Source organism: Rhizobium sp. KDH_Rht_773_N (assembly GCF_052946295.1).
Genome location: NZ_CM129525.1, coordinates 3,478,406 through 3,501,201 on the forward strand (window position 1 = coordinate 3,478,406; position 22,796 = coordinate 3,501,201).

Annotated in this window: 26 protein-coding genes; 11 read left to right on the forward strand and 15 right to left on the reverse strand. The window is 63.0% G+C overall.

The genetic code is table 11. The annotated features are described in order from the left end of the window. Positions 1-5 precede the first annotated feature (5 nt). Positions 6-1,133: an ATP-dependent DNA helicase gene (locus ACU8HS_RS17150; RefSeq protein ID WP_112569550.1), complete on the forward strand. Its 1,128-nt coding sequence runs from the start codon at positions 6-8 to the stop codon at positions 1,131-1,133. A gap of 56 nt (positions 1,134-1,189) precedes the next feature. On the opposite strand, the gene ACU8HS_RS17155 is transcribed toward ACU8HS_RS17150, so the two are convergent. Beyond that, complete coding sequence (locus ACU8HS_RS17155) at positions 1,190-1,882, reverse strand: MerR family transcriptional regulator (protein ID WP_112569553.1); 693 nt, start codon at positions 1,880-1,882, stop codon at positions 1,190-1,192. 447 nt (positions 1,883-2,329) lie between these two features. Here ACU8HS_RS17155 and ACU8HS_RS17160 point away from each other — a divergent pair, with 447 nt between their 5' ends. After that, complete coding sequence (locus ACU8HS_RS17160; protein WP_112703226.1) at positions 2,330-3,082, forward strand: pyridoxine 5'-phosphate synthase; 753 nt, start codon at positions 2,330-2,332, stop codon at positions 3,080-3,082. Between the two features lie 47 nt (positions 3,083-3,129). Here the strand turns inward: ACU8HS_RS17160 and ACU8HS_RS17165 are convergent, their stop codons facing one another. Further along, positions 3,130-4,017: an SDR family oxidoreductase gene (locus tag ACU8HS_RS17165; RefSeq protein ID WP_447014757.1), complete on the reverse strand. Its 888-nt coding sequence runs from the start codon at positions 4,015-4,017 to the stop codon at positions 3,130-3,132. Between the two features lie 118 nt (positions 4,018-4,135). Between ACU8HS_RS17165 and ACU8HS_RS17170 the strand changes: the two genes are divergently transcribed. Further along, positions 4,136-4,549 (forward strand): winged helix-turn-helix transcriptional regulator, encoded by a 414-nt coding sequence (locus tag ACU8HS_RS17170; RefSeq protein WP_112703228.1) that lies wholly within the window; start codon positions 4,136-4,138, stop codon positions 4,547-4,549. A gap of 54 nt (positions 4,550-4,603) precedes the next feature. Here the strand turns inward: ACU8HS_RS17170 and ACU8HS_RS17175 are convergent, their stop codons facing one another. From ACU8HS_RS17175 to ACU8HS_RS17190, 4 genes are all read right to left on the reverse strand, one after another. Continuing rightward, positions 4,604-5,812, reverse strand: a complete 1,209-nt coding sequence (locus ACU8HS_RS17175) for an MFS transporter (RefSeq protein ID WP_112703229.1) — start codon at positions 5,810-5,812, stop codon at positions 4,604-4,606. Positions 5,813-5,904: 92 nt separating this feature from the next. Continuing rightward, on the reverse strand, positions 5,905-6,528 hold the full coding sequence (locus tag ACU8HS_RS17180) for a TetR/AcrR family transcriptional regulator (protein WP_447014758.1): 624 nt from the start codon (positions 6,526-6,528) through the stop codon (positions 5,905-5,907). Positions 6,529-6,588: 60 nt separating this feature from the next. Beyond that, positions 6,589-7,506 carry a bifunctional helix-turn-helix transcriptional regulator/GNAT family N-acetyltransferase gene (locus ACU8HS_RS17185; protein WP_112753356.1) on the reverse strand — a complete coding sequence of 306 codons (918 nt, stop codon included), beginning with the start codon at positions 7,504-7,506 and terminating at the stop codon, positions 6,589-6,591. Between the two features lie 160 nt (positions 7,507-7,666). Beyond that, positions 7,667-8,389 carry an aspartate/glutamate racemase family protein gene (locus tag ACU8HS_RS17190; protein ID WP_447014759.1) on the reverse strand — a complete coding sequence of 241 codons (723 nt, stop codon included), beginning with the start codon at positions 8,387-8,389 and terminating at the stop codon, positions 7,667-7,669. Between the two features lie 151 nt (positions 8,390-8,540). Here ACU8HS_RS17190 and ACU8HS_RS17195 point away from each other — a divergent pair, with 151 nt between their 5' ends. Together ACU8HS_RS17195 and ACU8HS_RS17200 are read left to right on the forward strand one after the other, a co-directional pair. Further along, positions 8,541-9,002 carry an Lrp/AsnC family transcriptional regulator gene (locus ACU8HS_RS17195; RefSeq protein WP_112569569.1) on the forward strand — a complete coding sequence of 154 codons (462 nt, stop codon included), beginning with the start codon at positions 8,541-8,543 and terminating at the stop codon, positions 9,000-9,002. Between the two features lie 90 nt (positions 9,003-9,092). After that, on the forward strand, positions 9,093-10,358 hold the full coding sequence (locus ACU8HS_RS17200) for an NAD(P)/FAD-dependent oxidoreductase (RefSeq protein ID WP_447014760.1): 1,266 nt from the start codon (positions 9,093-9,095) through the stop codon (positions 10,356-10,358). Positions 10,359-10,415: 57 nt separating this feature from the next. Here the strand turns inward: ACU8HS_RS17200 and ACU8HS_RS17205 are convergent, their stop codons facing one another. Beyond that, entirely contained in the window at positions 10,416-11,135 is a 720-nt protein-coding gene (locus ACU8HS_RS17205) for a hypothetical protein (protein ID WP_447014761.1), read from the reverse strand. 102 nt (positions 11,136-11,237) lie between these two features. Next, on the reverse strand, positions 11,238-11,717 hold the full coding sequence (locus ACU8HS_RS17210) for a DUF992 domain-containing protein (RefSeq protein WP_112569575.1): 480 nt from the start codon (positions 11,715-11,717) through the stop codon (positions 11,238-11,240). On the opposite strand from ACU8HS_RS17210, the gene ACU8HS_RS17215 reads away from it, so the two are divergent. Further along, positions 11,716-12,081, forward strand: coding sequence for a hypothetical protein (locus ACU8HS_RS17215; protein WP_447014762.1), 366 nt, complete (start codon positions 11,716-11,718; stop codon positions 12,079-12,081). The genes ACU8HS_RS17210 and ACU8HS_RS17215 overlap by 2 nt on opposite strands. Positions 12,082-12,225: 144 nt before the next feature. Here the strand turns inward: ACU8HS_RS17215 and ACU8HS_RS17220 are convergent, their stop codons facing one another. After that, positions 12,226-13,272, reverse strand: coding sequence for an NAD(P)-dependent alcohol dehydrogenase (locus tag ACU8HS_RS17220; RefSeq protein WP_112569787.1), 1,047 nt, complete (start codon positions 13,270-13,272; stop codon positions 12,226-12,228). Positions 13,273-13,475: 203 nt separating this feature from the next. On the opposite strand from ACU8HS_RS17220, the gene ACU8HS_RS17225 reads away from it, so the two are divergent. Beyond that, positions 13,476-14,384: an AraC family transcriptional regulator gene (locus tag ACU8HS_RS17225; protein ID WP_112569577.1), complete on the forward strand. Its 909-nt coding sequence runs from the start codon at positions 13,476-13,478 to the stop codon at positions 14,382-14,384. Here ACU8HS_RS17225 and ACU8HS_RS17230 read toward each other — a convergent pair whose 3' ends face one another. Further along, positions 14,385-14,756, reverse strand: a complete 372-nt coding sequence (locus ACU8HS_RS17230; protein ID WP_447014763.1) for a DUF4087 domain-containing protein — start codon at positions 14,754-14,756, stop codon at positions 14,385-14,387. It lies immediately after the preceding gene. A 173-nt stretch (positions 14,757-14,929) separates the two neighbouring features. Here ACU8HS_RS17230 and ACU8HS_RS17235 point away from each other — a divergent pair, with 173 nt between their 5' ends. From ACU8HS_RS17235 to ACU8HS_RS17245, 3 genes are all read left to right on the forward strand, one after another. After that, the gene (locus ACU8HS_RS17235; RefSeq protein ID WP_112569581.1) at positions 14,930-15,595 is read left to right on the forward strand and encodes a TetR/AcrR family transcriptional regulator C-terminal domain-containing protein; all 666 of its coding nucleotides are present in this window, start codon (positions 14,930-14,932) and stop codon (positions 15,593-15,595) included. 46 nt (positions 15,596-15,641) lie between these two features. Further along, positions 15,642-16,661: a ketol-acid reductoisomerase gene (ilvC, locus tag ACU8HS_RS17240; RefSeq protein WP_112569583.1), complete on the forward strand. Its 1,020-nt coding sequence runs from the start codon at positions 15,642-15,644 to the stop codon at positions 16,659-16,661. A 170-nt stretch (positions 16,662-16,831) separates the two neighbouring features. Beyond that, a complete protein-coding gene (locus tag ACU8HS_RS17245) occupies positions 16,832-17,617 on the forward strand; it encodes a hypothetical protein (RefSeq protein ID WP_447014764.1) in 786 nt (261 codons plus the stop codon). 55 nt (positions 17,618-17,672) lie between these two features. Here ACU8HS_RS17245 and ACU8HS_RS17250 read toward each other — a convergent pair whose 3' ends face one another. From ACU8HS_RS17250 to ACU8HS_RS17265, 4 genes are all read right to left on the reverse strand, one after another. Beyond that, positions 17,673-18,248 carry a class I SAM-dependent methyltransferase gene (locus ACU8HS_RS17250; protein ID WP_112757282.1) on the reverse strand — a complete coding sequence of 192 codons (576 nt, stop codon included), beginning with the start codon at positions 18,246-18,248 and terminating at the stop codon, positions 17,673-17,675. Next, positions 18,245-18,622, reverse strand: coding sequence for a type II toxin-antitoxin system VapC family toxin (locus ACU8HS_RS17255; RefSeq protein WP_112757280.1), 378 nt, complete (start codon positions 18,620-18,622; stop codon positions 18,245-18,247). Before ACU8HS_RS17255 ends, ACU8HS_RS17250 begins: the two co-directional genes overlap by 4 nt. Further along, positions 18,622-18,831, reverse strand: coding sequence for an AbrB/MazE/SpoVT family DNA-binding domain-containing protein (locus ACU8HS_RS17260; RefSeq protein WP_112703239.1), 210 nt, complete (start codon positions 18,829-18,831; stop codon positions 18,622-18,624). Before ACU8HS_RS17260 ends, ACU8HS_RS17255 begins: the two co-directional genes overlap by 1 nt. 149 nt (positions 18,832-18,980) lie before the next feature. Beyond that, a complete protein-coding gene (locus ACU8HS_RS17265; protein WP_112757278.1) occupies positions 18,981-20,078 on the reverse strand; it encodes a branched-chain amino acid aminotransferase in 1,098 nt (365 codons plus the stop codon). 298 nt (positions 20,079-20,376) lie between these two features. Here ACU8HS_RS17265 and ACU8HS_RS17270 point away from each other — a divergent pair, with 298 nt between their 5' ends. Further along, positions 20,377-21,594 carry an aminotransferase-like domain-containing protein gene (locus ACU8HS_RS17270; protein ID WP_112757276.1) on the forward strand — a complete coding sequence of 406 codons (1,218 nt, stop codon included), beginning with the start codon at positions 20,377-20,379 and terminating at the stop codon, positions 21,592-21,594. A 125-nt stretch (positions 21,595-21,719) separates the two neighbouring features. Here the strand turns inward: ACU8HS_RS17270 and ACU8HS_RS17275 are convergent, their stop codons facing one another. Further along, positions 21,720-22,763, reverse strand: coding sequence for a DUF2278 family protein (locus ACU8HS_RS17275; protein ID WP_447014765.1), 1,044 nt, complete (start codon positions 22,761-22,763; stop codon positions 21,720-21,722). Positions 22,764-22,796: the final 33 nt, after the last annotated feature.

The window sequence follows — 22,796 nt, forward strand, 5'->3', positions numbered from 1 at the left end:
CTTCCATGCAATTCGCCCCGCAACAGGATGAAGCCCTGAAGGCCGTTTCGAACTGGCTGAAGGAGGGCAGGTCGCCGCTCTTTCGGCTGTTCGGCTATGCCGGCACGGGCAAGACGACGCTTGCGAAGCATTTTGCCGAGCATGTGGATGGCGACGTGCTGTTTGCGGCCTTTACCGGCAAGGCGGCGCAGGTGCTGCGCTCGCGCGGGGCATCGAACGCCAAGACCATCCATTCGCTGATCTACCGGCCGCGCGGCGAGGAAGAGGTGGAGGACGAGGAAACCGGCAAGACCTCGATCGCGCCGATGTTTTCCATCAACCGCCAGAGCCCGGTCGCCAAGGCGGCGCTCATCATCGTCGACGAATGTTCGATGGTGGACGAGGCGCTGGGCAAGGACCTGATGAGCTTCGGCACGCCGATCCTGGTGCTCGGCGATCCCGGCCAGCTGCCGCCGGTGACGGGCGGCGGCTTCTTCACCAACCAGGAGCCGGACTACCTGCTGACCGACATTCACCGGCAGGCGCGCGACAACCCGATCATCCAGCTCGCCATGCAGGTGCGCGAGGGCAGGGAGATCATGCATGGCGACTACGGCAAGGCGCAGGTGATCTCGAAGAACGAGGTGACGCAGCCGTTGGTGCTCGACGCCGACCAGGTGCTTGTCGGCACCAACAAGACGCGGCGGCGCTATAACCAGCGCCTGCGTGAACTGAAGGGCTTTACGACCGAACACCCGCAGACCGGCGACAAGCTGGTCTGCCTGCGCAACGACCCGGCCAAGGGCCTGCTCAACGGCTCGCTGTGGCAGGTGATGACCTCGTCGAAGGAAACGACGAAGCCCGGCATCAACCTGCTGGTCCGCCCCGAGGACGACGACATGGATCGCGGCGCGGCGAAGATCAAGCTGCTCAAGCAGGCCTTCGAGAATGTCGAAGGCGAGATCCCCTGGAACACGCGCAAGCGCTATGACGAATTCGACTACGGCTATGCGCTGACGGTGCACAAGGCGCAGGGCTCGCAGTGGAACAATGTCGTGCTGTTCGACGAAAGCTGGGCCTTTCGCGATACGCGCGAGCGCTGGCTCTACACCGCGATCACCCGCGCGGCCGAGACGCTGACCATCGTGCGCTGATATCCGGCTTTCGCTGCCGTGGGGCATGCGGTGGCGGCCGCAGCCGGGATGGGGAATCAGGCCTGCACGATGCCGTGCAGGACCGCCTTGGCGATTGCCTGGAAGCGGTTGTTGGCGTGGAATTTCAGAATGATATCGGCTTCGAGCGCGCGCGCTTCCTCATGCTTGAGGTCAAGGGCGCGGGCAATGCGCGGCGTCGAATAGCCCTCGGCCATCAGTTCCAGGCACTGGCGCTCCTGATCGGTCAGGCTTGCCCGGTCCCTGTTGTCGTTGATCGGCGGCAGGTCGAGGCTGGTGTCGTAATCGAGCAGGTCGCTGACCTGCTGAAGCTGGCGGTGCAGCGTCGACATTTCGGCCGTCAGCTCGCGCTTGCGCTGGGACAGGGCCTCGCGGAAGATCGATTCGGCCTCTTCCTGGGAGGCGGCGCTGCGCAGCACATCCATCAATTCCTGGATGACGGCGATCGGCATGCCGGTTTCGCGGCAGACGGTGATGACCGCCATGCGCATGACGTCATCCTGATCGTAGACGCGCATCAGGCCGATGCGGTTTGCGGAAATCAGGCCTTTTTCTTCATAGAAATGCAAAGTCCTGTGCGTGACGCCGAAAGCATTGGCCATGTCGGCAATGGGAACGGGACCTTGCGGGAGATCCGGCGGCAAAGCGGCCGAAGGCAGGAACCGGTATTTCGACCGGGCCTCCGAAGCGATACCGGCGGCAGCAAACAAACGTCTGGAACCGTCTGGCATGAACCCTCCTGGGGCATAGAGTTGCACCTCATGCGGTTTGCCAGTTGCTTCCGGAGCGCGGCGAGTGGGGTTTCCTCAAGCGTTCTTATCGTTGGGAGAAGCAGTACTCGGCGTACTTACTCGTTACGCAGCGCCCAGCTTATGCGCGGGCGGTCTTTTTTGTAAGTGCTAAAAATAACCGTTTTTAAATGGGATAGCAATGTTCGGGCGGCCCGATCCACCTCTTGCTGGCGATATGTGGTACAAAGCTACCATATGGTTTGCCGCTACCGGTGAATGAGCTTCCGGCGGAACGGGAATTACTATCTGCGGTACGCGCATGACGCCGGAAGATGATGCGGGCGGGCCATCACCGGCCGGCATGAACGCATCTGCGAATCTCATTGGCCTTGGCGGGCCGCTTGGCTTAAAAGCGGGGCGAGTCTCCACCTCTGACCGGATAGCGCCATGCCCGCCAAACTCTCCGTGAACCTCAATGCCATTGCCATGCTGCGCAACCGCCGCGACCTGCCCTGGCCAAGCGTGGAAGGGCTCGGGCGCATCGCGCTTGCCGCCGGCGCTTCGGGCCTGACGGTGCATCCGCGGCCGGACCAGCGCCATATCCGCTTTTCCGACCTGCCTGTCATCCGCAACCTGATCGACGACGAGTTTCCGGATGCCGAATTCAATATCGAGGGCTATCCGACCGAGGAATTCCTGGAGCTATGCGCCAAGGCCCAGCCGGAGCAGGTGACGCTGGTGCCCGACGATCCCTCGCAGGCGACCTCGGATCACGGCTGGGATTTCCGCAAGCATCAGGCGTTTCTGACCGATGTCGTGGGACGGCTGAAGAAGATGGGATTTCGCGTCTCGCTCTTTGCCGACGGCGACGGCGATGCGGAGGCTGTGAAGGCCGCAAAGGCGACCGGGGCCGACCGGATCGAACTCTATACCGGCCCCTATGGCGGCTGCTACGACGCGCCGGAAAGGGCGGCGCCGATCCTCGAAGGGCTCGGCAGGACGGCCGATGCCGCGCTCGCGCTCGGCCTTGCCGTCAATGGCGGCCATGACCTGACGGTGGCAAACCTGCCGGCGCTGGTGAAGCGCATTCCCGATCTCGCCGAAGTTTCGATCGGCCACGGGCTGACGGCCGATGCGCTGGAATATGGCATGGCGGAAACGGTGCGCCGCTTCTGCCGGGCCTGCGGCCAGAAGATCTGAAAGACGGCCCGCCCGCGGTGGATGCGAGGGCGGGCCTTCCGGCAGGCTCAGGCGGTGAGTGCTGCCTTGTTGGCGACGAAATAATCCTTGAGCGACTGCGGCTGCTTTCCGGTCAGCCTGGCGAAATCGTCGGTGACGATATCGAACTTGCCGGCGCGCGTATTGGCGTCGGCCGAAACCAGCATGTCGGCGACGAAGCCCGGCAGGCCGGCGCCGCGAATGCCCTGACCGAGCTGCTCGTCGGTCACGGTGATGACTTCGAGCGGCTTGCCGGTGGCTTCGGTGGCGATTGCGGCGATTTCCTTCGGCGTCAGCGACCGCTTGCCGGTCAGCGTGTAGGTGGCGCTGGCGGAGATGCCCGCTGCCAGCACCGAGGCGATGGCGAGCGCGCAATCGTCACGCGAGATGGTCGAGATCTTGCCGTCGCCGGCCGAGGTGAACCATTTTCCGGCCTGCAGATTGTGCGGCATGCTGTGCAGGTAGTTGTCGTGATACCAGGCGTCGCGCACGATCGTGTAGGGGATGCCGCTTTCCCTGATGGCGTTTTCGGTGCCGAGATGGTCGGGCGCGAAGGTGACGAGCGAATCGTCGGGCGAGGGCATGGACGTGTAGGTGATGTGTTTCACTCTGGCCTTGACGGCAGCGGCAACGGCAGCCTTGTGCTGGGCCAGGCGCTTGCCGGGCGTATCGAGCGCATCCGTGCTGATGACGAGCAGGCGATCGACGCCGGCAAAGGCGGCTTCGAGACCGGCGGCATCGTCAAAATCCGCCTTGCGGGTCACGACGCCAATGGCGGCGAGCGTGGCGAGCTTCTCCGGGCTGCGGGTTGCGGCAATGATGTTTGCCGGGGCGACCCTGTAGCTTTCGATCAGGTGATGAATGACACGCTGACCGAGCTGGCCTGCGGCGCCGGTGACGAGAATGGTTTCGCTCATGGTTTCCTCTAGCGTTGATAGGTGGTCTCAAAAAGAGACTAACGCTAAAATAGGAATTGACCTGGGGCTGTAAAGAAGGCAGTTTTTCGGGAGTTCGTTACCAAAAAGGAACCAGCTTATGGCCGGAACCATCGTCACTCTGAAAGCGAGAGCGCAGGGCGCGCGGCGCGAGATCGACCTTGCGAGCCTGGATTTTACCAATTGCCCGGTGCGGGACGTGCTGCAGCAGATCGGCGGCAAATGGTCGACGCTGCTTCTCGAAGCGCTTGCCAAGCAGCCCTACCGTTTCGGCGAATTGCGCCGGATGATCCCGGATATTTCCCAGCGCATGCTGACGCAATCGCTGCGCGACCTGCAGCGGGACGGCTATATCGAGCGCGAGGTTTTCCCGACGAAGCCGCCGAGCGTGGAATACCGGATGACCGATCTCGGCCGCTCGCTCTACACGGTTCTGTCGCAGCTTCTGAACTGGGCGGAAGCCAACCATGACGAGGTTCGTGCCGCGCGGCTGCGTTTCGACGTGGAGCAATAGGGCGGAGCGGGGAAGAGGATCAGGCGGGCGGGACGCCGCCTGATCCCGAGCGCGTTACTTCTCGCGGCCTTCCGTCAGGAAGAACAGGAAGGCGAGGGCCGGGAAGCAGAAGCCGATCCAGGCCGCCATCGTCCAGCCGCCGGTCGCATAGGCCCAGCCGCCGAGCGCGGAGCCGATGGCGCCGCCGGTGAAGAAGGTTGCCATGAAGAGGCCGTTCAGGCGGCCGCGATGTTCCGGGCTGAGCCCGTAGATGGCGCGCTGGCCGCAGACGAGGTTGGTGGTCACGCCGAAATCGAGCAGGATCGCGGCGGCCGTCAGGAGAACGAGCGCCGTCAGCGAGCCGTCGGTGGCGAAATGGCTGACGAGGAAGGAGCCCATGGCGAGCAGCATGGCAAGCGTGGAGGCGACCTTCGTCATGCCGCGGTCGGCGAGGCGGCCGGCGATCGGCGAGGCCACGGCGCCGGCAGCACCGGCAAGGGCAAACAGCGCGATGCCGTTCTGCGACATGCCGAAGGCGGGGCTAGCGAGCAGCAGCGGCGCCGTCGTCCAGAACAGGCTGAAAGCGCCGAACATGCCGGCCTGATAGAGGGCGCGGCGCTGCAGCACGCGCGAGTTCAGCGCCAGATGGCCCATCGAGGCCAGCAGTTCACCGTAACGCAGCTTCGTGTGGGGGACGCGGACCGGCAGGTTGGCGCGCAGCACGATGCCGAGCGCGATCATGACGGCGGCGGTGACGTAATAGACCATGTGCCAGGACGAGGCCTGGGCAACGAGGCTTGCGAAGGGGCGGGCGAGCATGATGCCGCAGAGCAGGCCGCTCATGACATTGCCGACGACCTGGCCGCGCGTCGCATCCGGCGCCATGCTGGCGGCGAAGGGGACGAGAACCTGGGCTGCGACCGAGGCGAGGCCGATGCAGAGCGAGGCTGTCAGGAACATGCCCGGCGTCGAGGAGAAGGCGGCGCCGATCAGCGCCAGCGCGGAGGCCGCGATCAGCGTCAGGATGAGGCGGCGGTTTTCGAAGAGGTCGGCCAGCGGCACGAGCAGCAGCAGGCCGAGGCCATAGCCGATCTGCGTCAGCGTGACGATGAGGCCGGTTGCGGCCGGCGTGAAGCCGAGATCGGTGCTGATCGGGCCTGCCAGCGGCTGGCCGTAATAGAGATTGGCGGCGACGAAGCCGCAGGAGGCTGCAAAAAGGAAGGTTAGCCAGGGGGACAGGGCGCGGGGCAAGGCCGTATCCGGCGTGGTGGCTGAAACGCTCATCGGAAACTCCAGAGGGCAATGATTGGGAGGATTGAATGCAAATATTCGTCTGCCGCCGCCCGATCCCTGACCGGATGACGGTATCTCGCGCGTCAGGTCACGAGCCGCATGGCCGCCTCGGCCGCAGCGATCATCTCCTTCTCGCCGCGTCCCGTCCTCCCGATGACGCGCAGGCCCTTGGTCAGGCAGAGAAAGGTAAGGGCGGCGGCATCGGCATCCACTGTCGACGGGATCGTGCCGTCGGCCTGGCCGATGCGGATGAGATCGGCCATCAGCTTTTCGTCGGCGGAAAAGGCGGCGGCCACATGTGCCGCGGCTTCTTCGTCCAACAGCGAGAGATCGTTTGCGCCGCCGACGACGAGACAGCCCTTGAGGCCGGCCTCGCCATGGGACAGTTCGGCGTAATACATCACCATCTGGAAGACCTTGTCGCGGCCGGTCGCGGCGGCGGCGACCCTTGCTTCCAGCCGGCCGCGGCCGAGCTGGCGATAGCGCTTGAAGGCGGCAAGGAAGATGCCGCTCTTGTCCTTGAAGGCCTTGTAGACGCTGCCGGAGGCAAGGCCCATGGCCTCGGTCAGCTCGCTGATCGAGGCGGCGTGGTAGCCGCGCTCGGAAAAGACGCGCAACGCCGCATCGAGGGCGGCGTCCATATCGAACTCGCGCGGGCGGCCGCGGCTGCGGGTCTTTGCATCGGGTGTCAGGGCGTCAACGGTCATGGCGCCTAATTAGGGAATGACCGTTTCCAAATCAAGTAAAATTTCTGCGTCGCCGCAAGATCAGAGATCGAGCACCCAGGTCTGGCCGTTGGCTTCCGGCCCGAACATGCGATGTCTCTCTTCGGAGACAAGCCGGAAGCCGGCCTTCTGATAGATGGCGCGGGCGGTGTGGAGGAAGTCGTTGGTCCAGAGCGAGATCTGCCTGTATCCCTTGCGGCGGGAAAAGGCGATGCATTCGTCGACCAGCTGTTTGCCGAGGCCGAGACCGCGGGCGGCCTTGTCGACATAGAGAAGGCGGAGCTTGGCGATGCCGTCGCCGCCATTGGTGATCAGCACCGAGCCGAGATTGATGCCGCCGCGCTCGGCGATCCAGCAATATTCCATCGCGGGGTCGAAATTGGCGAGGAATTTTCCGGCAACTTCGGCGACCAGCCCCTCGAAGCGCAGATCCCAGCCGTATTCCTCGGCATAGAAGCGGCCCTGGCTCTGGACGATCCAGCCGATATCGCCGGCCCGATGCGGGCGGATGATGGCGGCCGCCGGTTTTGCCTGCGGATCGAGGATCGCCCGGATCGTGCGCATGGCATCGACGGCGGCTTCCGGTTCGCCATCGGCAAGCGTGTCGAAGCGGGCGGCGATCTGGGCATTGGCGCGGTGGCCGAATTCCTCGAACTGACTGCGTCCCTTGCCGGTGACAGTGAGGATCTGGCTGCGCTGGTCGGCGGGGTCGGGTCTGGCTTCGATAAGCTCTTCTTCGCGGAAGCGCTTGAGGATGCGGCTCAGATAGGCCGGGTCGAGCTGCAGGTCGCGGGCGAGCGCGCCGGCATTGACGCCATCATGAGCGCCGATCTCGAAGAGCACGCGCGCGTCCGTCAGCGTAAACGGCGTATCGAGATAGGCCTTGTTCAACAGGCCGAGGAAGTTCGTGTAGAAGCGGTTGAATTCTCGGGCGGATTCGATGAGGGCAGGATCGGTCACGGCGGGGTCTCCTACAGCATCGGCCCGAGAATCGGTTTCGATTTTCGGTAAGCCTGATGCGCAGATTCAAAGAGTTAGAACGCCATGCGTCAGAATGGACGCATGGCGTTCTAACGAGACTCTGTCGTTTTTGATTGACTGAGTCAACTAAATTGATGACTCAGGCTGCATCTTCCTTGACCTTGGTCAATTCTCCCTCCAGCGCGAAATCGACGGCGGCGTGGGCATGGATCGCGGTCGTGTCGAAGCCGGGCAGGGGAAGGCGATCGGGATCGAGGATCAGGCAGATCTCGGTGCAGCCGAGAATGATGCTGTCCGCGCCCTTTTCACGGGCGCGCTCGATCACGGCCATGAGTTTCTGGCGCGAACTGTCGAGCACCTTGCCGGCGCAGAGTTCGCTGAAGATGATGTCGTGAACGGTCGTGCGGTCGGCCGCTTCCGGCACCATGATCTCGAGGTCGAGGCTCTTCATGCGGTCGGCATAGAAGCCGTGTTCCATCGTGTAGCGCGTGGCGAGCAGAAGCGGGCGCTTGCAGCCGGCCTCATGGATGGTCCTTGCCGTTTCGTCGATGATGTGGATCAGCGGCACGGAAATGCGGGCGGCAACCTCGGGCGCGATCAGGTGCATGGTGTTGGTGCAGATCAGCATGCAATGGGCGCCGGAAATCTGCAGGCGCAGCGCGACATCGCCAAGGCGCGAGGCAGCCATATCCCAGGCGCCGGCCTTCTGCAGGGCAACGATCTCCTCGAAATTCACCGAATGCATGGTGAGCTCGGCAGAGGCGAGGCCGCCCAGCCGCTCGCGCACCATTTCGTTGATGAGACGATAGTAGACCGCCGAGCTTTCAAAGCTCATGCCGCCGATCAGGCCGATGGTTTTCATGGATGGTCGCTCCCCCCTGACAGTTTCGAATGCGGGAATGATGCCGCAGATCGGGCGCAATGTGTTTGCGTTATTTGTGCTTTCCTGTCAAAATGTGCTATTGGATTGCATAGGTTTTCTATTTCTCGCAAAAATTCGGCGCAGGCTGGACATGATCGACGATCGCGACAGGCGGATTCTGGATATCCTGCAGGAGGATGCAGGCATCTCCGTGACCGACCTTGCAGAACAGGTGGCGCTCTCCGTCTCGGCCTGCTCGCGGCGCATCCAGCGGCTGGAGGAGACCGGATATATCGCCCGGCGCATCGTCGTGCTCGACCGCGAGCGCATGGGCGTGCCGACGACCGTCTTTGCGCTCGTCAAGACCGCGCATCATTCCGACGAGTGGACCGAGAGTTTTCGGCGGGCGATCAGCGATATTCCCGAAATCGTCGAGGCGCACCGGCTGACGGGCAATTACGACTATATCCTGAAGATCGTGCTGCCGCGCGTCGAGCATTACGACGTCATCTACAAGCGGATCGTGCGCAAGATCGAGCTTTTCGACGTCTCGGCCTCGATTTCCATGGAGCTTTTGAAACAGGGTCTGTCCATTCCCGTTTCCTATGCCTGACATTGTGGGGTGCTATGCCGAAACGGCGGTTGAATCCTGCCTGCGAAAGGCGACATTTGACGCAGCGAAATGGCGCGAAAGGGGTGGGTCATGAGCGAACATCATGTCGTCGTTGTCGGCGGCGGTTTCGGCGGGCTGCAGCTCGTCAAGGGGTTGAAAGGGGCGGGCGTGAAGATCACGCTCGTCGACCGGCGCAACCACCATCTCTTCCAGCCGCTTCTCTATCAGGTGGCAACGACCATCCTTTCCACCTCGGAGATCGCCTGGCCGATCCGCCATCTCTATGCCGACCGGCCCGAGGTGACGACGCTGCTTGGCGAGGTCAACGGCGTCGATGCGCAAGCCAAGACCGTTTCGCTGCGCAGCGGCATGGTGCTGAATTACGATACGCTGGTTCTGGCGACGGGGGCCACGCACGCCTATTTCGGCCATGACGAATGGGAGCCGGTGGCGCCCGGCCTGAAGACGCTGGAGGACGCGACGACGATCCGCCGGCGCGTGCTGCTTGCCTTCGAGCGGGCGGAAGTGGAAAGCGATCCGGCCGTGCGCGACGCGCTCTTGACCTTCTCCATCGTCGGCGCCGGCCCGACCGGTGTCGAGCTTGCCGGCATTATCGCCGAGCTTGCGCATTTCACGCTGCCCAAGGAATTCCGCAATATCGACACGCGCAAGACCCGCGTCGTGCTGATCGAGGCAGGTCCGCGCGTGCTGCCGGCCTTTGCCGAGGCGCTTTCGGCCTATGCGCAGAAGGCGCTGGAAAAGCTCGGCGTCGAGGTGCTGACGGGAACGCCGGTGACGCAATGCACGGCCGACGGCGTGACGGTCGGCGACAGGTTCATTGCGAGCCGGACCATCGTCTGGGCAGCGGGCGTGCAGGCATCGCATGCGGCGCGCTGGCTGGGCGTGGCTGCCGACCGGGCAGAGCGCGCCATCGTCGAAAAGGATCTGACGGCGCCCGGCCTGCCCGATGTCTTCGTGATCGGCGATACGGCTTCCGTCACCCAGGAGAGCGGCAAGCCGGTGCCGGGCATCGCGCCGGCCGCCAAGCAGCAGGGCGCTTACGCGGCGAAGGTGATCCGCGCCCGTATCTCCGGCAAGCCGGCGCCGGGGCCGTTCAGATACTGGCATCAGGGCAGCCTGGCGACGATCGGCAAGAGCGCGGCGATCATCGATTTCGGCCGTTTCAAGCTCAAGGGCTGGCTCGCCTGGTGGATCTGGGGCCTTGCCCATATCTACTTCCTGATCGGCACGCGCTCGCGCTTCGCCGTCGCCTGGAACTGGCTCTGGATCTATATGAGCGGCCAGCACAGCGCCCGGCTGATCACCCAGCGCGAGACGATGCGCGACGACGGCTAGATGCAGACGCCGCTGCAGGGCCTTTGCCCGGCAGCGTTCCGGCCCCCATCCGCGCCCTTACTGCCATTCGCCGTTCGGCAGGCGCCCGTGATAGGGCGTGTCGCGGCAATGTCCCCAGGGGCCAAGCCAATAGCCGGGAGGGCAGGGGTTTGCCGCGACCGGCGGATAATAGGGCGGCGGATAGGCCGGCACCGCATAGGCGGGGCGTCGCGTCGCGGCCAGGCCCAGGGCGGCGCCCGTCGCAAGCCCCATGCCGTACCAGCCGGCATTGTTCCAGCCGTGCCAATGATCGATGAAGACGGCGGCCGGTCCGGATGCGCCGGCAAGGCTGCCTTCCAGCACCGACACGTCGAACGTCAGCGTCGTGCCGTCGAGTTTCGGAGACTTCAGCGTGACGACGGCATCCGCGATGCTGGAACCGCCGCCGAGAACGGAGATGGTGGCGTTCGGCGGATCCTTGTCGAAACTGTCGGGACCTTCGGCCCACTGCCTGACGAGTTCGGCGGTGGCCAGATGGCCCGCTGCCCGCACAGGGCGATTGGCGAAGATGATGGCGTTGGCGGATACGCCGGTCAGGGTCAGCGTGTTGCCTTCAAGCCTTGCGCCATCCGCGTTCACGACCAGCAACGATGCCGCCGGCCCCTGCCGGCTCACCTCGCCGATGGTCTTTTCGAGGGGAATATGCGGCCTGACGGCTGCATCCTGCGCGAGAGCGTTGCCGCCGAGCAATGCGAGCGTGCCTGCCAGAAGCAGGCTGAATCTTTGCGTTGGTATCATCGATGACATCCTTGCTGGATTGACAGTGTGCCGTTTATCGAAGGCAAGGGCCGGGAGCCGCCGTTTCGCCCGCCATGGCGGATGAGATTGACGTCCCGGTTGCTATCTGGCGGCGGTCAGGGTGACTTGGAGCACGCCGGTTGCGATGTTGAGGCCGGTTTGGCCGTCAACGGAAAGCGGCTGCAGCGAAAACGACCGGTTGTTGCCGCCGACGAGCGCGTTGGCCCCGACACCGACCCCCACGGATGCGCCCGCGCCGATGCCGACATATTTGCCGGCAAGGGCGCCTTTCGGGACGCCGCGCATTGCCGATGCGACCGCCCAGATCAGATGGCCCTGATCGACCTTGCCGAGTTCGATGCCGTATTCATCGATGCTGCCGGCATAATTTTCGGGCTGTCCGCCATCGGGTTTGAACTGGCAATTGAGCGATTGCTTGCGGCTCAGGATCTCTCCGACGCCCTTCGAGACGTCGCAGGAGAGGATGCCGATCTTCGCGACATCCGCATGGCCGGAGCCTGCGGCGGCGGCCAGCATGGCCAAGGCAAGCATCAAGCCGCCGGTGCTTTTCGAGATGTTCATGATGAAGTCCCCTTTTTCATCAGGTGTCGCGCCTGTTGCGGCAATGTCCCCGCAGGCCACGCCGGAAAGTAAAAGAACGACGGACGCGCAGATCGTCGTTCCGGGCATCGGTTTTCCTCAAGTGCAGATATGCGAAATCGACGGCCTGCCGCGCGAACGGAGCCGGATGCTGCTACGGATACTTTGGTTCCATCCGTATATTATGAACTGCTTTATGAAGTTTTGTGAACATACATTGGCTTCGATGTGCCAAAATATGTCTCAGCGACATATTGAGTCGCAAACAGGATATTTATCCAGCTGGTTACTTGTCGGGCGTGCCGGATACACTTCGGCGATTTCGCTATCTGCGGGGAGCGGGTAGTGATCCGCCCCGCGCTGCAGCCCTCACGAGAATGCGTGGGCGCCCCTATTCGGCCGCGCCGGTCAACGGCGCTGACGACGCCGTCGCCGTCAGGGCCCTATCCATACATGAAAAAGGCGGCCCGAAAGCCGCCTTCCTGTTCCGTCAGGCCGCCAGCGAGGCGATGTCGATGACGAAGCGGTAGCGCACGTCGCTCTTCAGCACGCGCTCATAGGCTTCGTTGACCTGCTGGATGTTGATCGTCTCGATCTCGGCGACGATGTTGTGCTTGCCGCAGAAATCGAGCATTTCCTGGGTTTCCTTGATCGAGCCGATCATCGAGCCGGAAATGCTCTTGCGGCCGGGAACCAGCGAGAAGGCGTGGACCGGGATCGGGTTTTCGGGAACGCCGACCACCACGAAGGCGCCGTCCACCTTCACGAGGCCGAGATAGGCATTCCAGTCGATCTCGGCGCTGACGGTGCAGATGACGAGGTCGAAGGCGCCGCGCAGCTTCGTGAAGGTTTCCGGGTCGTTGGTGGCGTAATATTCCTTGGCGCCGAGCTTCAGGCCGTCTTCCTTCTTGGAGAGCGTCTGCGAGAGCACGGTGATCTCGGCACCCATGGCCGCACCGAGCTTGACGCCCATATGGCCGAGGCCGCCCATGCCGACGATCGCGACCTTCTTGCCGGGGCCGGCATTCCAGTGGCGCAGCGGCGAATAGAGCGTGATGCCGGCGCAGAGCAGGGGCGCGGAAGCGTCGAGCGGAAGGTTGTCCGGGATGGACATGACGTAACCTTCCTTGACGACGATCGAGTCGGAATAGCCGCCCTGGGTGCGGGTGACGCCATCGGCTTCGAACTCGTTGTAGGTGCCGACGAGACCCGGCATGTACTGTTCGCGGTCGAGATCGCGGGTGGCGCAGCCGACGCAGGAATCGACGAAGCAGCCGACGCCGACGCGGTCGCCGACCTTGAACTTGGTCACTTCGGAACCGACAGCCGTGACGATGCCGGCGATTTCATGGCCCGGAACGATGGGGTAGACGGCGTTCTTCCACTCGTTGCGGACGGTGTGGATGTCCGAATGGCAGATGCCGGCAAACTTGATTTCGATGACGACGTCATCCGGGTTCGGATTGCGGCGCTCGAAGGTGAAGGGCGTCAGCGGCTTGGAAGCGTCAGTCGCGGCGTAGCCTCTAGCGATAGGCATGGGAACCATCCTTTTCGATGTGTGGGAGTTGGGGAGGCGAGTGGATGGCCGGACTATTGCGCCGAACGCTGCCGCAGCGTTAGAGCGATACTCTCAGCTTTTTGCACGATCCTGCAAATGTGAGCCGGGCGCCTGTTTGCGAAACGGAAAAGCGCCTCTAAATAAAGGCGGTATCGCTGACGCCAGACAGAAAGAGTTGCCGCATGACATTGCCTTTCAATCCATACCGGGAAATCGTCGATATCGCGATGCGCTTTGCGCCCGGCGACGGCGAGTTCCGGACATCGATCGGCAATCTTCACATCAGCCGTCGCTCCAATCCCAGCGATCCGCTGCACAGCAGCTACAAGCCCTGCTTTGCCTTTGTCCTGCAAGGCGCCAAGAGCCTTCGCCTCGGGGAGGAGACAATCAGCTACGGCACCGGCGACTATCTTCTGACCTCGCTCGATCTGCCGGTCGCCTGGCGCATCGCCGAGGCAAGCCCCGAGGTGCCGCATCTCTGTCTCGGGCTGGCGATCGATTCCGAAAAGCTGCTGGAACTCCTGAGCCGCATCGACATTCCGCGCCCCGCCGCCCATACGGACGGGCAGCGCGGCATGACCGTCAACGTCGCGCCGCCGGAGCTTCTGGATGCTGCCGTGCGGCTCCTGCGCTTGCTCGATCGTCCGAAAGACATTCCGGCCATGGCGCCGCTGATCGAGCAGGAAATCCTCTACCGGATCCTGACCGGCCCCGACGGGGAGCGGCTGATCAATATCGCCACCGCCGACAGCCACAGCAACAGGATCGCGCGGGCGGTGGCCTGGCTGAAGGAGAATTTCGCCCGGCCGCTGCGCATCGAGGAACTGGCCGACCATGTCAACATGAGCGTGTCCTCCTTCCACCATCACTTCAAGTCGGTGACCGCGATGACGCCGATGCAGTATCAGAAGCAGCTTCGCCTGCACGAGGCGCGCCGGCTGATGCTGGTGGAGCGGCTGGATGCGGGCACGGCCGGCCACCGCGTCGGCTACCAGAGCCCGTCGCAGTTCAGCCGCGAATATAGCCGCCTCTACGGCGCCTCGCCGGCGCGCGACGTGGACGGCGCGCGGGACGCGATTGCGGCGGAATAATCAGCCGGGAAATTTCAGGGCCTTGTCGCTGCGGCATTTCGCAAGCGGCAGCTGGCGGAAGGAGAGGATGCGCGTGATGCGCTCCCTGCCGTCCGTCTCGACGCTCATGCAGGCGCAGGCATAGCCGTAATTGCCGTTGGTGCGCACATAATCGTGCTCGGAAATATCGGGTATCAGGTCCATGCCCTCGGGCTCGTCGCCGCTTCCCTGCGTCATGATCGTCCAGGTGTTCTGCGCGTCGTCCAGCCACCAGTTGGCAGGCGTCGGGTTCTGGATCCAGCCGCAGCGCGTCTCGGCGGCAAGGGCCGGAAAGGCAAGCGCCGGAAAGGCGAGGGCAAGCGACAGGGCGGCGGCGAGCGCGGATTTCTTCATGGGCGATTCTCCTTGCTGGCGATGCTGGCCTATCCGCCCGCCTTCGAACAGCCGAATTCCGCTGTTTCATATGAGATGAAAAAATCTCAGGATGCTTCTTGACGGGAGCCTGCGATCTGGCGCATAAACGCCACGAACCGTACCGTACGGTACGTAAATGGGGAGTTGAGACCGTGTCAGTCGATGTCGCAGAGCCGAGCGAGTTTTCGCCACGCCAGAACGCCGTTCTGGAGCAGGCGCTGCAGCTTCTCGTCGATGGCGGGGAGAAGGCGCTGACGACTTCGGGCGTCGCGCGCGCCGCGAATTGCTCCAAGGAGAGCCTCTACAAGTGGTTCGGCGACCGTGACGGCCTGCTGTCGGCGATGATCGCCTATCAGGCAAGCAAGGTGCGCACCTTCGAGCGCAGCGGCGAGCGGCTGACCTATACGAGCCTGCACGACCATCTCGTCATCTTCGCGCGCGACCTGCTGGAGGTTCTGGCCGGCGACGTGTCGCTGGCGCTGAACCGGCTGGCGATCGGCCATGCCAGCGCACATGAGGCGCATCGCGACGGCTCCAAGCTCGGCAAGCTGCTGCTGGAGCGCGGCCGCCGGCAGATCGACCGCCGTGCCATGGCGCTGATCGACGCGGGAAAAAGGGCAGGGCTGCTGCGTTTCCACGATGCGGACGAGGCCTATCACACGCTTTACGGCCTCATCGTTTCCGACCTGCATGTGCGCATGCTGCTCGGCGAGCCCGGCCTCAAGGATACCGCGCGTCAGGCGGAGAAGGCGGTGACCGCCTTCCTGCGCCTCTACGGCACGGACAAGGTTCTGGCGGAGATGCCGATCCTCGGCTGACCCGTTTTCTGAAGTGAACAAGACAAGCAAAAGGGAAGGAATTTCAATGCGCGTCTATTACGATCGTGATGCCGATCTCAACCTCATCAAGTCGAAGAAGGTCGCCGTCATCGGCTACGGTTCGCAGGGTCGCGCTCACGCGCTGAACCTCAAGGATTCCGGCGCCCAGAACGTCGTCATCGCGCTCAAGGCCGGTTCGCCGACCGTCAAGAAGGCCGAAGCCGACGGCTTCCAGGTCAAGACGGTTGCCGAAGCTGCCGCCTGGGCCGACCTGATGATGATGGCAACCCCGGACGAGTTGCAGGCCGATATCTACAAGGCCGACATCGCCCCGAACATCCGCGACGGCGCAGCGATCGCCTTCGCCCACGGCCTCAACGTGCATTTCGGCCTCATCGAGCCGAAGGCTTCGGTCGATGTCGTCATGATCGCCCCGAAGGGTCCGGGTCACACGGTTCGCGGCGAATACCAGAAGGGCGGCGGCGTTCCCTGCCTCGTTGCCGTTCACCAGAACGCGTCCGGCAACGCGCTTGAGCTCGCTCTCTCCTACGCCTGCGGCGTCGGCGGCGGCCGTTCGGGCATCATCGAAACCAACTTCCGCGAAGAGTGCGAAACCGACCTCTTCGGCGAACAGGTCGTTCTCTGCGGCGGTCTCGTCGAGCTCATCCGCGCCGGTTTCGAAACGCTGACCGAAGCCGGTTACGCTCCGGAAATGGCCTATTTCGAATGCCTGCACGAAGTGAAGCTGATCGTCGACCTGATCTATGAAGGCGGCATCGCCAACATGAACTACTCGATCTCGAACACGGCCGAGTGGGGCGAATACGTTTCCGGTCCGCGCATCATCACCGCCGAGACCAAGGCCGAGATGAAGCGCGTCCTCAAGGACATCCAGACCGGCAAGTTCACCTCCGAATGGATGCAGGAATACAAGTCGGGCGCGGCCCGCTTCAAGGGTATCCGCCGCGTCAACGACGCCCACCAGATCGAAGAGGTCGGCGCCAAGCTGCGCGGCATGATGCCGTGGATCGGCAAGAACAAGCTGGTCGACAAGTCGGTCAACTAAGCGGCTTGCCGACCCCCGTCATCTCTTTGCTGCACGCCTGCGGCGATGCGGGGAATCGGCAGGAACGAGCTGGTTGACAAGTCGGTCAACTAAGCGGTTTTGACGACGTGATTACGGGAGGCCGGGGCGAAAACTCCGGCCTTTTTTGCTATTGGAGTGTCCGTCTGAGGATGGACTTCGCTGGGGTTGATGTGTTTGAAGCAATTGTGAGGTCTGCGAGGCAGGATCTGGAAGAGGGGCTCTGGTCTCTCTATTCAGCGTTTCAGAACTATCCGTTTCCGCAGTCGCTGGATGCTTCGCCTCTGCGCGACCCAGAGAAAATTCTCTCCGACCTGAAATCGGCGCCCCTGCGGGAGCTGAGCGCCGAAGCGCTCGGACCATACGCGGCAAGTGCGATGACCACGGTAGGTTCGGCTGATGAATTCAAGCATTTCCTGCCCCGAATCCTTCATCTGTCCGTCATTTCTCCCGGCTCCTACGGCTTCGAACCGCCTGCTATCGCTTCAAAACTTGCCCTAAGCGATTGGAAGCAGTGGCCTGTTGCCGAACAGACGGCGGTCGCGAATGTTGTCTATGCGGCTTGGGCCTTCAAGAGACTGCAGGACCCAGATTTCGATCCGTCGGCCTGGGATTGGATATTGGCGATGGCAAGGCTCGATCTTCAATTTGAGTCCTGCCTCGGCCTGTGGGTACGGCAGCCGACTCCGAATGCATTTCTGCAGCTTGCCCGCGCCGATCTAAAGGGTCTCTACCGAGGCAACGGTTTCTGGGAGGATATCGCAGCCGAAAAACGCCGTTTTGTCCTTGATTGGGTGACCGGCACCACTGTCGAAAACGCAGTGATCGAATTGGTGGAGGCGATACCTGCAGGAGAGCAATGGCAGATCGACCGTCTGCTGGATGAAATCGAAGAATTGCGGCGGTTGCCTTGGAGCGTTGAAGAGCCCCTGGGATAGTGCGGCTGGCTTAATCATCGTGGTGGTGTAGGTTGCCGCGAAAGCTCCGGCTTTTTCATTTACGAGCGGCAAGATGCAGCCAGCGGGTCGGCTTTTTGTCATAACCGCCGCCATCGGCTTCGTTGATGGTGACGTTTCTCCAGCCGCCGGCAACGAGCAGTTCCTGCAGCCATTCGCTCGAAGGATAGTTGTAATAACGCCCGAAACCGTCATGGCCTTCGGCGGTGCCGGCCTTGAAGCTTGCGTGGAAGATGCCGCCTTTCTTCAAGGCGTTGCGGATGAGGGCGAGGATGGCGGGAAGATCGGTGCGGGGCACATGCAGCAGGCTTGCCTCGGCCCAGATCCCGTCAAATTCCTCGCGCGCGGCAAGCTCCTCGAAGCGCATGACCTTCACCGGCCTGCCGACCAGCTTCTCGGCCTGCCGGGCAAGCTCGGCCGAGCCGTCTGTCGGCGTGACGTCGAAACCCCTGGACAGCATGTAGGCGCAGTCCTGTCCGCCGCCGCAGCCGAGTTCGAGAATGCGCGCCTCTTCGGGAAGGGCGGCGAGGAAGGCGTCGAGCCTTGCCGTTGGTGGTTTCCGGTCGCGCGTGGCGTAGGCCTCGGCATTGTCGTCGTAGAAGGAGGTTGTCATGGGTTCTTCTCGAGATAGACCACGCGCTCCAGGCGTTTGAAATGGGCGTCGAGTGTCAGCACGTCGGCATCGTGTAGTTCGGCGGTCGCATAGATAATGGCGTCCGCGAGGGCGAGTTTGCGCTTCGCGGAGACTTCGGCGGCGCGGCGGGCAAGCGTCGTGTTGAGAGCGACGACGACGCAGGTGGTGGTATAGGCGAAGAAGGAATCGACGGCTTCTTCGCCGTGTTCGCGTTCCAGCCACTTGGCGAGTTCGAGCTGGACGATAGTGGGGACGATGCAGTTGGCTCGGTCGGGCATCTCGGCCTGCAGGCGTTCGGCAGCGGGACCCTGGGTCAGCCATTCGATCCAGGCGGAGCTGTCGACGACACGCATCAAAGCCGGTCTTTCCGGTCGCGGTAGTCGCTTGGGTCCGCGCCTTTGGCCATGCCCTTGAGATCTGTCAGTTCAGGGACAGGGATGAGGAGCACGCCTTTTCCCTTGGGTATGAAGACGAATTCCTGTCCGGCGGACCAGTGCTGCTGTTCGCGCACTTCCTTGGGAATGGAGATCTGGAATTTTGCGGAGAGGGTTGCCCTTGCCATTCTTACCTTCCTCCATCGATCGGCAGATAGTAAGAATTCGTGCCGGGCCGGTCAATGGCGAACCATTCTCGAGGCCAGGCGATTGGTTCGGGCATGAAAAAACCGGGCACTTTGCCCGGTTTCCATTCTGTCGCATCCGAAATGTCAAATCACAGAACGCGGCGCGTCCAGCCGCGCTCGTCGTTCGTCACACCCTTCTGCAGGCTGACGAGCTGCTGGCGCAGGTCCGTGGTCAGCTTGCCGGTCTGGCCGTCGCCGACCTTGAACTCGCCGCCGGCGTGGCGGACGAGGCCGATGCCGGCGAGCACTGCGGCGGTGCCGCAGGCGAAGGCTTCGACCAGCTTGCCGCTGGCCGCATCAGCCTGCCATTCCTCGAAGGAATAGGGGCGCTGTTCGACACGCAAGCCCTTTTCTTCGGCCAGCACGATGACCGAGGCGCGGGTGATGCCCGGCAGGATCGTGCCGCCGAGCGGCGGGGTGACGACCGTTCCGTCGTTCATGACGAAGAAGACGTTCATGCCGCCGAGTTCTTCGACCCAGCGATGTTCCGCGGCATCGAGGAAGACGACCTGGTCGCAATCCTTCTTGGCGGCTTCCGCCTGTGCCACGAGGCTTGCGGCATAATTGCCGCCGCATTTGGCAGCACCGGTGCCGCCGGCGGCTGCGCGGGTGTAGGTGGTCTCGACCCAGAGGGAAACGGCCTTGGCGCCGCCCTTGAAATAGGCGCCGACCGGAGAGGCGATGATGCAGAAGATATATTCCTGGGCCGGGCGAACGCCGAGGAAGGCCTCGTTGGCGAACATGAAGGGGCGCAGGTAGAGGCTGGCGTCGCCTGCGGGAATCCAGTTCTTGTCGACGCGCACCAGCGCTTCGACCGCCTTCAGGAAGAGGTCTTCCGGCACTTCGGGCATTGCCATGCGGGCTGCCGACTGCGCGAAGCGGCGGGCGTTTTCTTCCGGACGGAAGAGCAGGATGCGGCCGTCATCGGCCTTGTAGGCCTTCATGCCTTCGAAGATTTCCTGGGCGTAGTGCAGCACGGCGCTGGCCGGATCGAGCTCCAGCGGGCGGCGCGGCGTCACCTTCGCGTCGTGCCAGCCCTTGTCGGCGGTCCAGCGCGCCAGCACCATGTGATCGGTGAAGATCTTGCCGAAGCCGGGTGTTTCCAGTGCCTTGATGCGGTCGGCGTCGGAGACGGGAGACTTGTGGAATTCGATTGTGATTTCAGGAGAGGTCGACGTCGCGGTCATTGCTGGCACCTTGATAGTCCATTGAATAATGGCGCGCACACTACTGCCGCCGGGCCGGTTTTGGAAAGGTCTGAATGTGGCGATTTTTGTCGCGTGATCGGAGGAATAATCGCGCGATGCGGCGAAGTTTCAGGCGGCGGGGCAACCGCGCCACGACGCCCGGCGCGAGAGCTTCAAGCCCGTTCCTGCAAACATGCCGATCCAAACTTGTCACGGGGACAAGAAAATAGGTCAGCATTGTTGACATAAATCGTGCTGCATGTTCAGCTGCCGATATTAGAAAATAAGAGGAAACCCCATGCTGAACTGGGACAACATCTTTGCGACGCGCTCTTCGCGGATGCGCGCTTCCGAGATCCGCGAGCTGCTGAAACTTCTCGACCGGCCGGAGATCATCTCCTTTGCCGGCGGCATTCCGGACCCGGCGCTGTTTCCGGACCAGGCGTTCAAGAAGGCCTATGCCGATATTTTCGACAGCGCGGCGGTCAATTCGGCCCTGCAATATTCCGTTTCCGAAGGTTACAAGCCGCTGCGCGAATGGCTGGTGGGGCAGATGGCGGGTCTTGGCATCCCCTGCGGGCTCGACAATGTCTTCATCGTTTCCGGTTCGCAGCAGGGGCTCGATTATCTCGGCAAGCTGTTTCTTTCGCCCAACGATACGGCGCTCGTCACCTGGCCGACCTATCTCGGCGCGCTGCAGGCCTTCAACGCCTACGAGCCCGCCTACGACCAGCTGACGCCGGGCGGCAACCGCACGCCGGGCTCCTACCGCGAGGCCGCGGCGCAGAAAGGCGGCAAGGTGAAATTCGCCTATCTCTCGGCCGAATTCTCCAATCCGACCGGCGAGACCGTCGACCGCGAGGGCCGCGAGAAGCTGCTCGATCTTGCCGACGAACTCGACATTGCCGTCATCGAGGATGCCGCCTACCAGTCGCTGCGCTATGACGGCGATCCGATCCCGCCGATCCTGGCGCTGGAGATTGCGCGCAAGGGCCATATCAACGAGACGCGCACGATCTATTGCGGCAGCTTCTCCAAGACGCTGGCGCCCGGCCTTCGCGTCGGCTTCATCGTCGCCAACGCGCCCGTCATCCGCAAGCTGGTGCTGATGAAGCAGGCGGCCGACCTGCATTCCTCGACCATCAACCAGATGGCGATTTGCGAAGTCGCCGAGCGCGGTTTCGAGGCGCAGGTCGCCAAGATCAGGGCCGTCTACAGCCAGCGGCGCAACTGCATGCTGGCGGCGCTTGAAAAATACATGCCTGCAGGCACGAGCTGGACGAAGCCGGAAGGCGGCATGTTCATCTGGGTGACGTTGCCCGAGGGCATGGACGGCGCCGAACTGCTCGCCAGGTCGCTCGAAAGCGCCAAGGTCGCCTTCGTTCCGGGCAGGGCCTTCTTTGCCGACGGTTCGGGCGCCAATACGTTCCGCGTCAGCTTCTCCTGCGCCAACGAGACGATGATCGAGGAGGGCATCAGCCGCCTCGGCAGGCTGATCGCCAGCGAGATCGGCTGATATAATTCAGGAACGGACGGCGATTGGAGCATTTCCGTTTTTCTTCGAAACACGGAAATGCTCTATCCCCTTGTTTTCGCGCAATTCCGAACGCAAAACCGCTGCACATTTTTGCTGGAATTGCTCTAGAAGATCGTCGTCCAGCCTTCGTTGGCGGTTTCGCTCTTGCCGTAGCCGACGCGGTCGGCAACCGCGCCGTCGGCATTGATGAGGATGATATCGCCGCCCTTGTTGGCGAGCTGCGGGCCGCCGTTTTCCGGGTCGAGCGTGATCGTGCGGAATTCGCCGGCGGCGAGCGAGCCCGACAGCGTCTGGCGGCGGCCTTCGCCGTCTTCCAGCGACCAGCCCTCGATCGAGGCCGTCACGTCGGAGCGGTTGACGAGCGTCACCGTTTCGTCCTCGGTGCCGTCAGGGTGGTTGACCGGGTTGATCATGGCGGCGACGATGCGCAGCGAGGAGGCGACGATCGGCTGCGGGCGTCGGGTGCCTTCGCCGCGGCCCTGACCGCCCCTGTTGTCGCCGACGGGATGGCCGGTATTGGCATCCGTATTCCAGTTCTGCGACTGGAAGCCGAGGAAGATCGCCACCCAATGATCGTCGTCGGCGAAATGGATCAGCAGCGCGCCGTCCTGATTGGGCGCGTTGGTGGCGCGGAAGCTGCCGCTGTCGCCCTGGTTCATGTGAATGTCGTGAATGCCCCGGCCGGGCTCGAAGCCGAAATATTCGTCCGGCTTGTCGTTCTCCGGCCCCCAGGCTTCGCCGAAGGCGTAGAAATGGATGGACTTGTCGGCAATGCCTTCCTGCACGATCGGTTCGATGAAATCGCGCAGGTCGTTCTTCGGGCCGTTGAGCTGGAAGGGGGCGACGTCCATATCCTCGCGCTCGATCATGCCGCCGCGCACATAGTCGATCGCCAGATCCTGCCGGTCGCCCCTGATATCGGTCAGGCCCATCGGCAGGGCTTCGAGCTCGGCCGTCAGCTCCGGATGCTGGAAGTTCATGACATTGGCGTAGAGCAGGTCGTGCGGCGATTCCTTCGAGCGCACGTTCATCGCGATGCGATAGCTGGCGCCATCGGCCTCGATGCGGATTTCGATATGCGGATCGTTGTCGTCGTCAAGGGCGAGCGCCGAAGCCGTACCCTTCAGCACCTTGTAATTCCGGAGCATGGTGAACCTCGTGGTGGGGGACGAAGCATCACG